Origin of the sequence: Undibacterium sp. RTI2.2, assembly GCF_035018705.1 — a bacterium.
Taxonomy (GTDB): Bacteria; Pseudomonadota; Gammaproteobacteria; order Burkholderiales; family Burkholderiaceae_D; genus Undibacterium.
In genome coordinates this window covers 105,477-120,566 of the sequence record NZ_JASJXN010000013.1, presented here as the reverse complement: position 1 = coordinate 120,566, position 15,090 = coordinate 105,477, and the positions used below count along the sequence as shown (strand labels likewise).

The 15,090-nt window shown below is 45.6% G+C and carries 11 protein-coding genes; 4 read left to right on the top strand and 7 right to left on the bottom strand.

From position 1 onward, the window contains the following. Window positions 1-737: 737 nt before the first annotated feature. The 4 genes from QN395_RS09435 to QN395_RS09420 form a co-directional block, all read right to left on the bottom strand. Window positions 738-3,341, bottom strand: a complete 2,604-nt coding sequence (locus QN395_RS09435) for a DNA topoisomerase III (RefSeq protein WP_322120441.1) — start codon at window positions 3,339-3,341, stop codon at window positions 738-740. A gap of 284 nt (window positions 3,342-3,625) precedes the next feature. After that, window positions 3,626-4,102, bottom strand: a complete 477-nt coding sequence (locus tag QN395_RS09430) for a DUF494 domain-containing protein (protein WP_322120442.1) — start codon at window positions 4,100-4,102, stop codon at window positions 3,626-3,628. A gap of 223 nt (window positions 4,103-4,325) precedes the next feature. Continuing rightward, on the bottom strand, window positions 4,326-5,513 hold the full coding sequence (gene dprA / locus QN395_RS09425) for a DNA-processing protein DprA (RefSeq protein WP_323491924.1): 1,188 nt from the start codon (window positions 5,511-5,513) through the stop codon (window positions 4,326-4,328). Window positions 5,514-5,568: 55 nt separating this feature from the next. Then, window positions 5,569-6,675: a LysM peptidoglycan-binding domain-containing protein gene (locus tag QN395_RS09420; RefSeq protein WP_322120443.1), complete on the bottom strand. Its 1,107-nt coding sequence runs from the start codon at window positions 6,673-6,675 to the stop codon at window positions 5,569-5,571. A gap of 151 nt (window positions 6,676-6,826) precedes the next feature. Here QN395_RS09420 and def point away from each other — a divergent pair, with 151 nt between their 5' ends. Further along, window positions 6,827-7,366, top strand: a complete 540-nt coding sequence (gene def / locus QN395_RS09415) for a peptide deformylase (protein WP_322120444.1) — start codon at window positions 6,827-6,829, stop codon at window positions 7,364-7,366. Continuing rightward, window positions 7,366-8,340, top strand: a complete 975-nt coding sequence (fmt, locus tag QN395_RS09410) for a methionyl-tRNA formyltransferase (RefSeq protein WP_322120445.1) — start codon at window positions 7,366-7,368, stop codon at window positions 8,338-8,340. Before def ends, fmt begins: the two co-directional genes overlap by 1 nt. A gap of 359 nt (window positions 8,341-8,699) precedes the next feature. On the opposite strand, the gene QN395_RS09405 is transcribed toward fmt, so the two are convergent. The 3 genes from QN395_RS09405 to nhaR all read right to left on the bottom strand — a co-directional run bounded on the left by QN395_RS09405 (window position 8,700) and on the right by nhaR (window position 12,859). After that, window positions 8,700-10,421, bottom strand: a complete 1,722-nt coding sequence (locus QN395_RS09405) for a diguanylate cyclase (protein ID WP_323491922.1) — start codon at window positions 10,419-10,421, stop codon at window positions 8,700-8,702. Between the two features lie 71 nt (window positions 10,422-10,492). Then, window positions 10,493-11,806, bottom strand: a complete 1,314-nt coding sequence (locus tag QN395_RS09400; protein WP_323491921.1) for an ABC transporter substrate-binding protein — start codon at window positions 11,804-11,806, stop codon at window positions 10,493-10,495. Window positions 11,807-11,959: 153 nt separating this feature from the next. Then, on the bottom strand, window positions 11,960-12,859 hold the full coding sequence (gene nhaR / locus QN395_RS09395) for a transcriptional activator NhaR (protein ID WP_322120448.1): 900 nt from the start codon (window positions 12,857-12,859) through the stop codon (window positions 11,960-11,962). Between the two features lie 303 nt (window positions 12,860-13,162). Between nhaR and QN395_RS09390 the strand changes: the two genes are divergently transcribed. Then, entirely contained in the window at window positions 13,163-13,849 is a 687-nt protein-coding gene (locus QN395_RS09390) for a Bax inhibitor-1/YccA family protein (protein WP_322120449.1), read from the top strand. 118 nt (window positions 13,850-13,967) lie between these two features. After that, on the top strand, window positions 13,968-14,936 hold the full coding sequence (locus QN395_RS09385; RefSeq protein ID WP_323491920.1) for a TerC family protein: 969 nt from the start codon (window positions 13,968-13,970) through the stop codon (window positions 14,934-14,936). Window positions 14,937-15,090 lie beyond the last annotated feature (154 nt).

Genomic DNA, 15,090 nt, shown 5'->3' with positions numbered 1-15,090 from the left:
TCTCTGTTTTTGTTCATTGCTGAACTCTGTTCTTTCGAACAGTGTCGCTCACTCAAATAACTGACAGGCTATCTCTTGCGAGATATCCTATTTATTACTTTTGCGAACATTTGATATTTTTTAAGTATCATGATCTAATAAATTAAATCACGGTGCCTTCTATCAAGTGCCCACATTTATTGACTGTTAATTGTTAAAGATCTGTATTCTGTGTCGCTTTAAAAGACTAGGATTCTTGCGAATCAACCACTCTTTTCTCTCTACTTTCTGACAAAGCGTTTTGTTTGTCAGCAGCAAAGAAGCAAGATTATGAACCACTTACCGCTTTCCGTCAATACCTATTTTGAAGCTTCCTTTTAAATCCCATCCGGTTTCTTCTACCTGATCTTGTTCAATTCTCTGCCTTCAAACTACCGTACTCACTTCTCGTGTTTCACTGTCTTTCTACCTCTATTTCCCCGCCTCTCGACGGGAGCCGAACTATAGCAAACATCCCCTCCCTTTGGCAAGTAGCTTCCTAATTATTTTCAGAAACAAGCCACGAAACAAATTAGGGCAAATAAATACTAAGTTCGATCCGCTCGACCAAATAAGTCTTTTGCTGTGAGCGCAAAGAACAATGAAAAGCGCGCACATAAAAAAATTTATGCGCGCGCGATACTTATCCTATGTATTGAGATTATTTAATAGTATGTAGAGAATAATCAAAAACACATATTTGGTTTATTTACGCTTTTTTAGGCAGCTTTCTTTTTATTTACAACTATTTTTCTTACTGCTTTTGTGGCTGTTTTCGCGATTTTTGCTGGTACTTTTACTGACGCACCTTCAGTATTGCTGGTCGCTTTTGCCTTAACAGGCACTTTAGCTTTGCGCTCTTCAAACTCAAAACTGACTTTGCCATCTTTGCCGCGCACCAAGAACGCCTTAAACGGACGACGAGTGCGCTGGGAAATAAAACCAGGTAGCAAATCAGTTTTACCGTCGTTTAATAGTTTTGCCATTTGCTCCGGTAAAATTTCTTGCTGCAAAATAATACGTCCGCTGCGGAAATCGCACGCCTTAGGTTTGGCAACGGTTTTTTCACAGGTATAAGATAAGCCCATTTCATACACATCGCTGCCACATTTAGGACAAGGTCCGAGAGCAGTTTGGCCAGTAAAATCAACAGGCTCAGCATTTTCATCATCCTGATTTTGACCGAAGTCAAATTCAAGCTTGAAGTTATTGTGTTCTTCATCACGTACAATTTTTAGGATCGCGGCGAATGGTCTGCCCATTTTTGAGCGAAATCCTTGCAAGGGACCAATTTCTCGCTTACTTAAAACCTCTTCTACCTCGGCGACCTCAAATTGACGGCTGCCAGGTGTTTTACTCATAGAGAACTCGCACTTGGTACAAGCAAAGCGGCGATAGTTTTCTTTAACTATGCCGCCACAATTCGGGCATGGTGTGTGCAGCGTGGCGTAGTCGCCGGGGATTGTATCGTTGTTATATTCCTTGGCGCGCTTGACGATCACTTGCGTCATTTGGGCAATTTCGCGCATGAATTCTTCGCGACTGATTTTACCGCGCTCCATTTGCGAGAGCTTGTATTCCCATTCACCTGTCAATTCTGGCGAAGTCAATTCATCAACACCAAGTCCGCGCAGCAGCGTCATTAGCTGAAACGCCTTGGCGGTCGGCATCATCTCACGGCCTTCGCGCAGTAAATATTTTTCGTTAATCAGCCCCTCGATAGTGGCAGCACGAGTAGCTGGCGTACCCAAACCTTTACCAGCCATTGCCTCACGCAAATCACCATCGTCAACCAATTTACCTGCACCCTCCATCGCCGACAACAACGTGGCTTCAGTGTAGCGAGCAGGTGGTTTAGTAACTAAGCCGTTAGCTGTGATTTTTTCTGTTTTGACTTTTTCACCCTTAGCAACAGCAACTAAATTGCCTTTATTTTCCGGGTCATTATCGTCTTGTGCCTCTTTGCCATAAATAGCTAACCAACCAGGGTTGGTCATGACCTTGCCTTCGGTCTTAAACTGATAGCCAGACACTTCTGTAATACGAGTCGTGACTTGGAATTCTGCCGCGGGGAAGAATACGGACATAAAGCGACGTGTCACTAAGTCATATAACTTTTGCTCTGGCTCGGACAAATTTTTTGGCGCTTGGCTAGTTGGAATAATCGCAAAGTGATCACTGATTTTGGCGTTATCAAATATCCGCTTATTCGGCTTGACCCAATTACTATTCAAGATCTGGGCGGCGAACTGGTAATAGTTATTGTTTTCCGAGACCGTTTCGAGCGTTTGCTTTACCGTATCTAAATAATCTTCCGGCAAGTGACGGGAATCAGTACGCGGGTATGTCAGCACCTTATGTTTTTCATACAGCGCTTGCGCTAATCCAAGTGTATTCTTGGCAGAGAAACCGAAACGAGAGTTCGCTTCACGCTGCAAGCTGGTCAAGTCGAATAATGCCGGCGCCATTTGTGTCGCTGGTTTAGATTCTTCACTAACATTGCCTTGTTTATTTCTGCAAGCAGCGACAATCGACTCTGCCGCTGCTTTGCTCCATAAACGCTCGGCTTTTTTCTCTGGGTCATGCTCATCTTTTTTGAATTGATGATCTAACCAGCGCCCTTCATAAATACCCGCGGCGCAAATAAATTCTGCACGGACTTCCCAAAAATCACGAGAAACAAACTTCTTAATTTTTTCTTCGCGCTCTACCACAATCGACAAGGTTGGCGTTTGTACGCGACCTACTGTGGTGAGATAAAAACCGCCCTCTTTAGAATTGAATGCCGTCATGGCGCGAGTGCCATTAATACCGATCAGCCAGTCAGCCTCAGAGCGGCAACGCGCGGCATCCGCCAGCGGCATCATGTCTTCATCTGTACGTAGCTTTTTAAAGCCATCGCGGATAGATGCTGGCGTCATAGATTGCAACCACAAACGACTTACTGGTTGTTTGGCTTTGGCATGCTGCGCAATCAAGCGGAAAATTAACTCTCCTTCACGACCCGCATCGCATGCGTTGATAAGAGCAGTAACATCTTTACGCTTGATGAGTTTATTCAACACCTTTAAGCGCGATTCGGTCTTGGCGATAGGATTCAGTGCGAAGTGCGGCGGGATCATCGGCAGGTGGGCGAAACTCCATTTGCCACGCTTAACATCATATTCTTCTGGTACTGTGATTTCTAGCAAATGGCCGACCGCCGATGACAATACATAATCGTCCGACTCAAAATAATCATCATGTTTAGTAAAGCCGCCCAAAGTTTTGGCGATGTCATTTGCGACTGAGGGCTTCTCGGCAATGATGAGGGTTTTGGTCATGGTGTTATTTCTCTATCGTTTCTTTGGAGTCTCTATATCAGAGACTGGCTGAATCGGTGCATGCTAAACAGATACTGATTAATCACTAAAGGGTAAAGTAAAAACTTAATTCGTCTCAATGCAGCGCAAGCCTAGCCTAAATTTGCTTGCGCCGCTGCAACAAGATAGCGCAAACCCATGCACACAAGGCATATTAAGCGCGAATAATAAACGTGATCGATGAAAAACTGCAATCGAGATATGTTTTTTACCACAAAACAAGCGATGACAGTGCTTTAGTGAACTTAGTGCAACAAGCGAGGTTCGCTCTCTTCGTCGGATAATAGCAATTCGTCAAACATGAGCATATCCGGTTCTTTGCCCTGACTCCAGAGCATCATCAGAACGATGACCTTGAGCTTATCCAAAGGAACAGGAGACTCGTTAATTGCCAGAGCACGCTCAATCACGATCTCCCGCTGTTGTGAGTTCATCAGGCCAGCGGATTCCAGAAATTGCAAAAAACCCATGGCTGGCGTACCCAAAACTGCAATTTCGCGCTCGGCGTAGATACGGAAACCCTTAGATGCGAGAACATCAGATTCGGTCTGCTTATCGATTTCGTTCGTTGTGTCGGCCAGAACGGTGAGCCAGTCCAGCGCTTCGGAAATTTCATCTTCTTCAAAGCCGACTGCGGAAAGTTTTTTAGCCAAAGCTACCGTGTCCGGACATGCGTCAGGGCGGTAGTAGGTTTCATAGAGGTATACAAGAATATCGAACATGCCGTTACTGTAGCCTCAAGGAGAATTCGAGACAAGTCCTGCGTTACTGCTTTTTTGCATCATCAATGATACAAAATCACTGCGAAACTTGCCTTATTATATATACTAGGTAGTAGTATTCTAACATATCCATGTATTACCTGTTCAATATGCCAGATTTTGACGATACTCCCCAATTTTTAATGGCTATTTTAGTTTTAGGAATTATAGAAGTTACGCAAAATTACCCCAGGCGTTTAATCATGGCGCCAGCGAGCTGCTCAATATGCCCGTCCAACTCTAATGATAATAATTGTGCGCTCAGGCTTCCCGCATCCATATCTACACGCTCAGCCAGCATATCGATGTGCACGGGATCGTAGCCAATCGCAATTAATAATTCGCTGTCGGCGGCCGACACGCTGACATTTACATCGGCTCTTACTGCATTTTGTACGAAGTTTGGGGCAAGCGAATTAGCTAGCGACCGATCACGGCTACCGACACCGCTTGAAAATAGTGGCAAAAATCCCAACTCATCCAAAATATCCTGCGCGTTATCGACTAATTTTGCACCTTGCTTAATCAGTTGATGGCAGCCCTTAGCCAAAGGTGAATGAATCGAGCCAGGAATAGCAAATACATCACGCCCTTGTTCTGCCGCCATGCGCGCGGTGATCAATGAACCTGACTGCGCGGCTGCCTCAATGACTAATACCCCCTTTGCCAAGCCAGAAATAATCCGGTTACGGCGCGGAAAGTTAGAGGCAATCGCTGGCATGCCAAGCGCATATTCACTGACAATACAACCACCATCAGCAATCAAGTGCGCAAGGCTGCGATTGCGTGCCGGATAAACAATATCGGCGCCAGTACCAACCACAGCCACGGTCGATCCAGCGCCACGCAGAGCGCCATGATGTGCAGCGGCATCAATGCCTGCAGCCATGCCAGAGCTAATTGTTAAACCTGCCTTGCTTAAGGCTTCAGAAAATTGCTCGGCATTTAAGATGCCCTGCGTAGTTGCATTTCTGCTACCGACAACGGCAATGGTTGGCGCATCCAATAAAGCAGCACGGCCTTTGACATAAATCAAAATTGGCGGATCAGGGATGTCAAGCAAGGCACGCGGATAATTGGCATCGGCCAAGGTCATTACCTGATTACCAGGCGATGCGCACCAATTCTGGGTAAGATTGATTTGTTGTTGAAGTTGATCGGAAGGCACCTGCAGCAAAGCACGTGCAATTTTTTCCGATACCACTTGGGTCAGCGCAGAGAAGCTTGCTGCAAAAATCTGCGCTGGCAATCCAAATGCGGCCAACAGCTTACGGGCAGTTTCTGGCCCGACACCTGAGGTTTGCTCTAGCCGAAGCCAATCCTGCCAGTCCGTATCGTCAGCTAAGTCAGTCTTTTGCGTTGTTACAAACATGCTGTTATTTGTTGCTGTTTGCTGCTGCTTGATATTTGGGTCGTAGGTTGACAATTTATTCAGGTGAACTAGCAACATCACCCACAGCAACAGCGTCAGTGACATTCATGATCAAGCCATAAGAAATATTGTCGAAAACGCGAAAAACAAATAAAGAGCCATATCGCTCATCCGGTAAGCGGATCGCATTTTTGTTATCTGTTTTATCTTGTATAACCTTGCCATAGCGGGATAATTGCAAAACAGTACCTAGATTGAGACCTGCATTAGCGCCGCGATTGATGCTGACAATTTGGTTTTGTCCCGCCGTATTAACACCCCCGTAAATCGAAACAACACGTGCACTGACAGTCTGCTCGGGTGGATGTGGCATATAATTTAGAATCGGCATAGGCGGCACTGGCACCAGCCGGTCACCGACAGTCATTTCTTCTTTTGAATTACTGACGATAAAAGTATCCACACCATCCGCAGTCTTAGCAACACGATCCAACTTGACCGTCCCTAAGAATGCCGCCTCATAAGCAATTACCTTTTTAGTGTCTGGATCTTTTAGTGGTACGCCCGGCCGGAACACCTGGAAGGATGTGCCTCCCTTTAAGTCACCGCGTACATACGCTTTATCATTTTTTGCCATATTGACGCGCCCTTCTTGGGCAGCTACGATGCGCGGGGCGTTCAAAAGGGTCTTCTCTTCTACTATCAGGGGCTGCACCAGAAAAGGCTCAATCAGATTAGACGGGATCGACGTAATTGCATTCAAATCTAAAGATTCGCTGCGGATTTGAGGTTGCAGTTTTACAGAACCATTTGCCAAAGTACTGACCGAACCTGCACCACTAATTGGATTGCCTAAACGCAAACGGCCATTAACTCGGTCGAAATATACGATTTGGTTCGGATAAATCCAGTGGGGGTTACGAATCTCTTCACGATTCATGCCCCATACTTCTGGCCAGCACCAAGGATTATTTAAAAATGTGCCAGAAATTCCCCACAAAGTATCGCCTTTGATTACTTCATGCTTATCTGGCGCATCCGGCAAAAAGGTACATTTGCCAGTGCGAACTGTGCTGACAACATCCTGCGCTGCAACGGGTAAAGTGACTATCGCGGGGAAGGCAACTGCGAGAAGCAAGGCGATTGTGCTAAACTTTTTCATGAATGTTGTCCGATGCGTGGTGCTGGATGCTAGATGGTAAAGCAGATAGGCGAGTAACAACTTGCCAAAGTGAATCAAATTTTGCCTATAAATCATTGAAGTAGCAAGAAAAACCGCATTGCAACGCCCTTTCGTTGTTGTGAAAAGTCTTATGTCTATACTAAATATCCTCCGTTATCCTGATCCACGTTTGCATAAAGTGGCTAAACCCGTCAGCGTTTTTGATGAACGCCTGAAAAAACTTGCCGCCGATATGGCCGAGACCATGTATGACGCACCGGGCGTTGGCCTGGCGGCATCTCAAGTCGATGTGCACGAACAATTGGTGGTAATCGATACCTCCGAAACCAATAGCGATTTGCGCGTGTTCGTCAATCCAGAAATTATCTGGGCAAGTGCAGAGAAAAAAGTCTATGACGAGGGCTGTTTGTCAGTACCTGGTATTTATGATGGGGTTGAACGTCCGTCAGAAGTCAAAGTCCGCGCTTTGGATGTCGATGGAAAACCATTTGAAATCCACGCTGATGGCTTGTTGGCCGTTTGCATTCAGCATGAAATGGATCACCTCAAAGGCAAAGTATTTGTCGAGTATTTGTCACCACTCAAACGCAATCGCATCAAAACAAAAATGCTCAAAGAAGAGCGCGAAGAACAACGCACTGGTCGGAATCCATCGTCGAAAGCACGTTGATGCGCATCATTTTTGCCGGCACGCCCGAATTTGCCGCAATTGCACTACAAGCCATTCATACAGCAGGCTTTGAAATCCCATTAGTGTTGACCCAACCGGACCGTCCGGCGGGTCGTGGCATGCAATTGCACGCCTCCGCGGTCAAGCAGTTTGCCCTGCAGCATGGGATTGCGGTAGCGCAGCCGACTTCTTTGCGACTAGACGGTAAATATCCAGAAATCGCACAAGAAGCGCACGATCTGTTACGCAATACGCAGCACGATGTGATGGTGGTTGCCGCGTATGGTTTGATTTTGCCACGCTCGACTCTCAGCATCCCACCACTAGGCTGCATCAATATTCACGGGTCCCTTTTACCTCGCTGGCGCGGCGCTGCACCTATTCATCGCGCGATTGAAAGCGGTGATCGCGAGACCGGCATCACGATTATGCAGATGGAAGAAGGACTAGATACCGGGCCTATGCTGAGTATGCAAAGTATTGCCATCGCGACGGATGACAGCACCGGTAGTTTGCATGACAAACTGGCGCAACTTGGCGGCGAAATGATAGTACAAACGCTGCGGGCTTTAGAGGAAGTACAAGCGTCCATACAAACAACGGTGCAACCCGAACAAGGAGTCACTTATGCTGCCAAAATCAGTAAAGAAGAAGCTGCATTAGATTTCAATTTAGCCGCCGATGTTTTGGCGAGGAAAATCCGTGCCTTCAATCCCTTTCCCGGGGCACATGCCAATATGAATGGCAGTGTCATCAAAATTTGGCGTGCTGAAGCCGTTAAGCCATCATCCGGCACAGAAACCAGACCAGCGGGTCGAGTCATTGCCGCTAACGCGCATGAAGGTGTGGTGGTTGCCTGTGGCGAGCAATGCCTACGTTTGACCGAGCTACAAAAACCCGGCGGTAAGCGCTTGCCTGTTGCAGAATTTCTCAAGGGCTTTGTGATCGAAGTCGGCAGTCAATTCTCTCGCTAAAACTTTAGCTTAATTTTCTGCCGCGCTGCACCTGTTGCGTCTGCTGAATTGACGCTGATGTTTGAATCCGCGAATCTGTATTTGAACTTGCGTTTGAACCGGCAATGATGTTTACATTCCACCCGAGATCGGTATTGCGCTCAGCGACCTACCGGACTCACATTGCAATTATGATCGGCGTTTATTTCCGCCAAATATCTCTAAGATACATCTGCTTTTATTTAATATACTCCATACTGTATATTTTATTGTCCATATATTTATTGGACGATAAGGCACATAAGTACATATACTCCCGTTATTTTCATTAATTTACTGGGATTTTATTTGCAAAAAACGCTGCAGCAAAACCATTCAAATCATACCGCCCCAGCAGTATTTGATTCAGCCGAAACAACTCTATTACGACCAAGCGCCTTTGCGCTGTATAAAGCGTGATCAGCTCTGTCTACCAAAGCTTCGGGCAAGCGCCCTTCTTCTGGAATCAGTACTGCCACACCAATGCTTACCGTGACATAACCATAGTGCGAACTCGCGTGTGGCAAAGCGCTGCTGGCGATCGCCTCGCAAATCGTATTGGCTAATATCATCGCGCTGCTGAAATCAGTTTCTGCGGCAATCAGGACAAATTCTTCACCGCCATAGCGGGCCACCAAATCGCTGGCACGACGAGAATTGGACTTTAATATGTTCGATACTTTGCGCAGGCATTCATCACCAGCCAGATGACCATAATGATCGTTATATTTTTTAAACCAATCCACATCCAGCATCAGCAATGCAATTGGGTGTTTATTGCGCATAGCTCGCAGCCATTCGCTAGCGAGTACCTCATCAAAGCGACGACGGTTGGCAATACCCGTCAGCCCATCCGTTGCGCTGATGGCAGCGAGTTTACTGTTTGCCAGTTCCAGATCGCGGGTTCGCTCGTTGACGCGCTCTTCTAGCCGTTCATTATTTTCATGGACTTTACTTGCCATTTCATTGAACTTGGCAGAGAGCGCGGTGATCTCGTCTTTGCCTTCATAGGTCATGCGTATCTGATAGTTGCCAGTCTCGGTTTCTTTCATGATAGCGATTAGTTTTTTGAGCGGCATGGCGATACTGCGCGAGATCACCAGCGACAACAAAATCGCAAAGATAAAACACAGCAATCCGATCAAAATCATCTTATTTCTGACCGACTCAGCCTCTGCAATCAGGTTGTGCAAAGGGATCGTGCTGATAACGTACCAGCCCGTGTTCGGGATGCGGGAAAAAGCAGCAAGATAGGTGTTGCTGCCTTGATCGGCATAAGAGGTAAAGTTGGTGTCAATACCGTTTTTTAGACTTGCTGCAACCTGCTCCAGAAGTAGCGGCTCAATCACCATATTGATCGATTTATTCGACGAGGTAATTAACTCGCCATTTGTACCGTTCACTACGAAGGTATTGGCATTACTTCCCAAATCAACGTTATCAAAAATAGTCGAGAAATAAGAAGGCTTTATGCCCACGAATAAGGTACCCGCCAGATGATTATTGGCTTTGATATGCATAGTCCGCAGCATGACCACACTCTTTTGTCCGGCTGAAATACTGTAAGTGCACCAATACGGGCGACCATGCATGAATGGCGCTTTAGTGACGACGTCCACCACGCCTTTGCCCAACTGCGAAAATACTTGTGAATCGAGGATACGATTCTCGCGGTCCAAAAAATATTTTTGATTGATATAAGTGAAGGAACCGTATTTTTCTATTAAGGCTTTGGTTAGATCTGAGCGGGCAGTGATTTTAGCAGCCTCATCATCACCGTCATAATTGTCTAACGCATTTTGTACCCGGTCGGAGAGTACTAATTCTTCACTAGCAGTTTCTATTCTGCCCATTTGCAATTGGATATTCTTAGATACCTGCTTGACTATCTCCGTAGAAAATAACCTTGCCTTGTCTTGAATTGCCTTGCTTGATTCGAGATAAGAAATATAACCAGAAACAATCAAAGGTAATAACGACAGCAATATAAAAGAGATCGTCAGCCGATATCGGATTTCTATTTTTCTTAATCCTGATGAAAAAAAATCTAGTAGCGCGCGCATAGTAAACTAGCCATTTCTAGTAACGTTTTCTGTCGAAATTTAGCTTGTATTGACATGTAGGATTGCCTGATTCATTGATTATTTTTCTTGGCTTCATCTTTGACGGAGGCATCTAATGCGTAGGCTGCCTCCTGCGGTGTTTTCTTGCCAAACAATACACCTAACAACAAGGGATGCAAGATTTCTATTGTCTCTGCAGGTAAGGACGAATAATAAGGATTTGCTGTCAGCGGATACTGACTCACCTTGGCGATGTAATCCAGAATTTGCGGATCACTGACAATCTTGCCTTCAGTTTTCTTAAATGGAGAAATATTCTGGCGCTTATTCTGCTGAATAGCGTATCCCTTACCATTCATAAAATCTAAAAATTTCAGCGCCGCCTGCTTATTGGGTGTGTCGCATACGGCAAACCCCGTCTCATTGCCAATCACAGGTACCACGGTCTGATCAGCATCGTTCCAAGGCGGGATAAAAATCCCAGAGGTAAAGCCCTTGCCGTGCATTAATAACCCAGCCGCCCAGGTACCATGAAAAGCCATCGCTGTTTTACCCTCAGTAAATAGCTTAATGCCGTCGTCATAATTAGTATTCATGTAGCTGGGTTGGACATAACCACGATCGGCGACCAGCTTGATCCGTTCAAATATCTCCGCAACTTCTGGCGTATTCAAATCCAACATGCCGTGGGCGATTTTGTTTTTCCAGTCAGGATTTTTGGCGACGACATTATTTGCAAAGCCAAAACTAAACGGCCCGTTACCCAACATATTCGGGAACCCGCCATTCCACATGATAGGGATGAAACCCGCTTTTTTAAGGCGCTCGCAGACCTCTAAGAATTCTTCAAAATTACCCGGTGGTTTGCTGATGCCCGCTTTTGCAAACATCTCCCGGTTGTAGTACATCAAGGTCGCAGCGACGCCGCCAGAAATACCATAGTAGCGCCGTTTGGATGATGTCCAGTCAGGTTTTAATGAGTCCAGCATATTATTCCACGAGGTAGTCTCACCAAGGTCAATCAAAATTCCCTGATCTGCGAGTCTGGCAGCGTAGGCGTTAGGATTGATAGAAATAATATCGGGAAGATGATCTGCTGCGATTTTTGGTTTGAGATTTTCTTCCACAGAATCACCGATCATAAACTGCACATCGACTTTGATCGTTGGGTTTTCCTGGCTGAATTGATCGGCGATACGCTGCATTTCTTCTGGCCAATCAGGCGCCCAGATTAAAGCGGTAATAGTGGTTTGTGGCACTGGCTTGCTAGTAGCTACCGTTTGCTCCGCTGGCTTATTACATGCAACGCTAATGCAAACAAGCATAGCTAAAGGCAGTTGAACGAAGAGCGTCTTGGTGATGCCGTTATTTGCTGCTTTATGCATGTATTTTTCCGGCTTGGCTGTAGTATCTACAGCATCTATAAGATCAACAATTCAATGTCTATTGAAGCACAACTTTCCGACCAGAAGATACGACTCATTGGCGGAAAATCAGATAAAAGCGCACTACTTTCGAGACTGTTGTAAGCGCTTGTATTAAGAAACTTGATTCTGTTGGGTCGCTTGGGTAATCGCTAATACTGCCGGATGCGTCAATTTGCGTTGTACAGAAATCGCATAAAACTGCTCGCGAATCTCGTCAGTATGCCCCACCTGCTGCACATCGTATTGACGTATAACCATATCAGCAATGGCAGATGGCGCCGCAAAAAAACCGGCCCCCGCTTGACCGAAGGCGCTCATCAGAGCGCTATCATCAAATTCTCCGGCAATTCGCGGGTGTAGTTGCTTTTCGTTCAGCCAAAACATCAGTTTAGAACGTAAGGCAGAATCTTCTCCGGGCAATAAAATAGGCGCGCCCTGCAAACACGCAGGAAATGCCTCGCCATATTGCTGCGCCAGAGCAGCCGTCGCAAAAAAACTAATGCCACACTCTCCAAGCTGATGATTAAATCCACGTACATTGACCGTGGGTGGCATCGGGCTATCAGTAATCACAATATCGAGCTTGTGCAAAGCCAGCTCAGCAAGTAAGACATCCAGCTTGCCCTCGCGGCAATTGATCCGCAAAGTTTGCGGTAACGCTAAGGCAGGTTCTAACAAACGATAAGCAACGGCTTTAGCTACCGCATCTGACACGCCAACACGCAGTTGCAGCGTGCGCGCGGTTGGTCTGTGCTGCAATACTTCTTCCAGCTCTTGTCCCAAAGAAAAAATCTCTTCTGCGTAACCCAATACTAAGCGCCCCGCCTCGGTCAATTGCAAATTGCGACCTTGCTTCTTAAATAATTGCTCGCCTTGAATATCTTCAAACAAACTAATTTGACCGCTGATGGTTTGTGGTGTCAGGTTCAATTGCTCGCTAGCACGGGCAATACTGCCCGCTTTGGCAACGACCCAAAAATAATGCAGATGCTTGTAATTAAGGCTCGTCATCGTTGGCCGCACCCAATAAAAATTGAATAGATTTAGGACTTACGCAAAATTGTCCCAGCAAGGCACTGCGGCGGTTTTGCATAAATTTTAAGATTACAATATTTCTAAACACTTCGTTTTATACGAACTATTTATCAATTATATTCGACTTTTATTACTAATTGAGGCGCACTATACTTTGGTCACCTTGTATAAAAAGGCGAAAAACTTACTTTCTGACTGGCATTATCGCTTGGTTAGTATTGGCAATGTCCGAATAAATAAGTTTAGCTTTTAAGGTTTTCCACATTTTAGGAGAAAAGCATGAAAATTTTAGACCGTTCCGCCTTACGCAACGTGCAAACCGTGGATTACAGCGACAGCAATGTCGATGCTAGCCACAAAGTGTTACGCAACACTTATATGCTGCTTTCAATGACGCTGTTATTCAGCGCACTGACGGCCGCAGCCAGCATCGCTTTCGCCCTACCTAGCCCGGGCATGATTATTACGCTGGTTGGTTATTTTGGTCTGCTATTCCTAACTAATAAATTCCGAAATAGCGGCTTAGGCATCTTATTTGTCTTTGCACTGACAGGCTTCATGGGATTGACCATAGGACCAATCATCAGCCATTACCTCGGTATGGCAGGCGGTGCAGGGATTGTGATGAGCGCAATGGGGTTGACGGGCGCTATTTTTTTATCTTTGTCTGCGTATGTGCTGGTGAGCAAACGTGATTTTAGCTTTATGGGTGGCTTTTTGATGATCGGTATGCTGGTCGCTTTTGTGGCAAGTCTGGGCGCAATTTTCTTCCAAATCCCCGCATTGTCATTAACGATCTCTGCTGCGATGGTATTGCTCATGTCTGGCATGATTTTATTTGAAACTAGCAACATCATTCGCGGTGGCGAAACCAATTACATCATGGCTACAGTTAGCTTATACGTCACGATCCTTAACCTTTTCCTGAGTCTGTTGCAATTATTGGGTTTTATCGATAAAGAATAAAGTTCAGCTGGGGTGCGCATCTTGTATAAGAATGTATGCCCCAGCCAAACGGCACTCTGTATAGACCACACATAACTTCTACCGCCTCTCCTACCGACCCGATTTAATAGGAAATTCAATGATTCACAGTATCGCGCAACCTTGGATGTGGGCAGTTTTCATTGCTTTCGTCTTGGGCATGCTTGTACTCGACGTAGTTGCCCTAGGCGGTTCGCGTTCACATAAAGTTAGCGTAAAAGAAGCTGCTATCTGGTCAGCTGTATGGGTCAGCCTGGCCTTACTGTTTGACTTTGGCCTATGGATGTATTTGACGGACACTTTCGGGCGCGCTGTAGCAGATGCTAAAGCAATGGAATTTTTGGCAGGTTACGTTATTGAAAAATCCTTGTCCGTCGATAACGTATTCGTCTTTCTGCTGATTTTTGGTCACTTTGCTGTACCGCTGCAATATCAGCGCAAAGTCTTGTTATACGGCGTATTGGGTGCCATCGTCATGCGCATCGCGATGATCTTGGCTGGCACTTGGGTAGTCACACAATTTGCCTGGGTACTATATTTGTTCGGTGTATTTTTGCTGGTTACGGGTTTCCGTATGTTAGTCGCAGCAGAAAAAGAACATGATCTGAACGCAAACCCTGTCCTGCGCTTTTTGAAGAAATGGATCCCATTTACTGAGGACTTCCGTAAAGAAAAGTTCAGCGTAGTAGAAAATGGCAAACGCGTTTTTACTCCACTGCTGTTAGTTGTAATATTAATTGAAGTGTCTGACGTCATCTTTGCAGTTGATTCAATTCCAGCCATTTTTGCAGTAACTACCGATCCGTTTATCGTATTTACGTCTAACATTTTTGCGATTATGGGTCTGCGCGCGTTGTATTTCTTGCTAGCAGACATGGCGAACCGCTTCCACTTATTGAAATTTGGTCTCGCCTTTGTGTTGATGTTCGTCGGGATAAAAATGCTGATTGTTGAATGGACCCATATTCCTACGTCAATATCTTTGTTAGTTATTGGCAGCATTTTGGCAAGTTCTATTGCTGCTAGCTTGATTGCCACTCGCCATAAAGTAACGCGTAGTAAAAGTTAGTTTTAGTTGGTTTTATAGTCTCGATCCCTTTTGGGCGCATTACTGATTTTGGTAGTGCGCTCTTTTTTTGAAAACAACAAAGTTAAGCTAGCAAACGGTTTCCGCACGCAAACTGCTATAATTTATACCGAATAGCGCCGATTTGACACTCAGA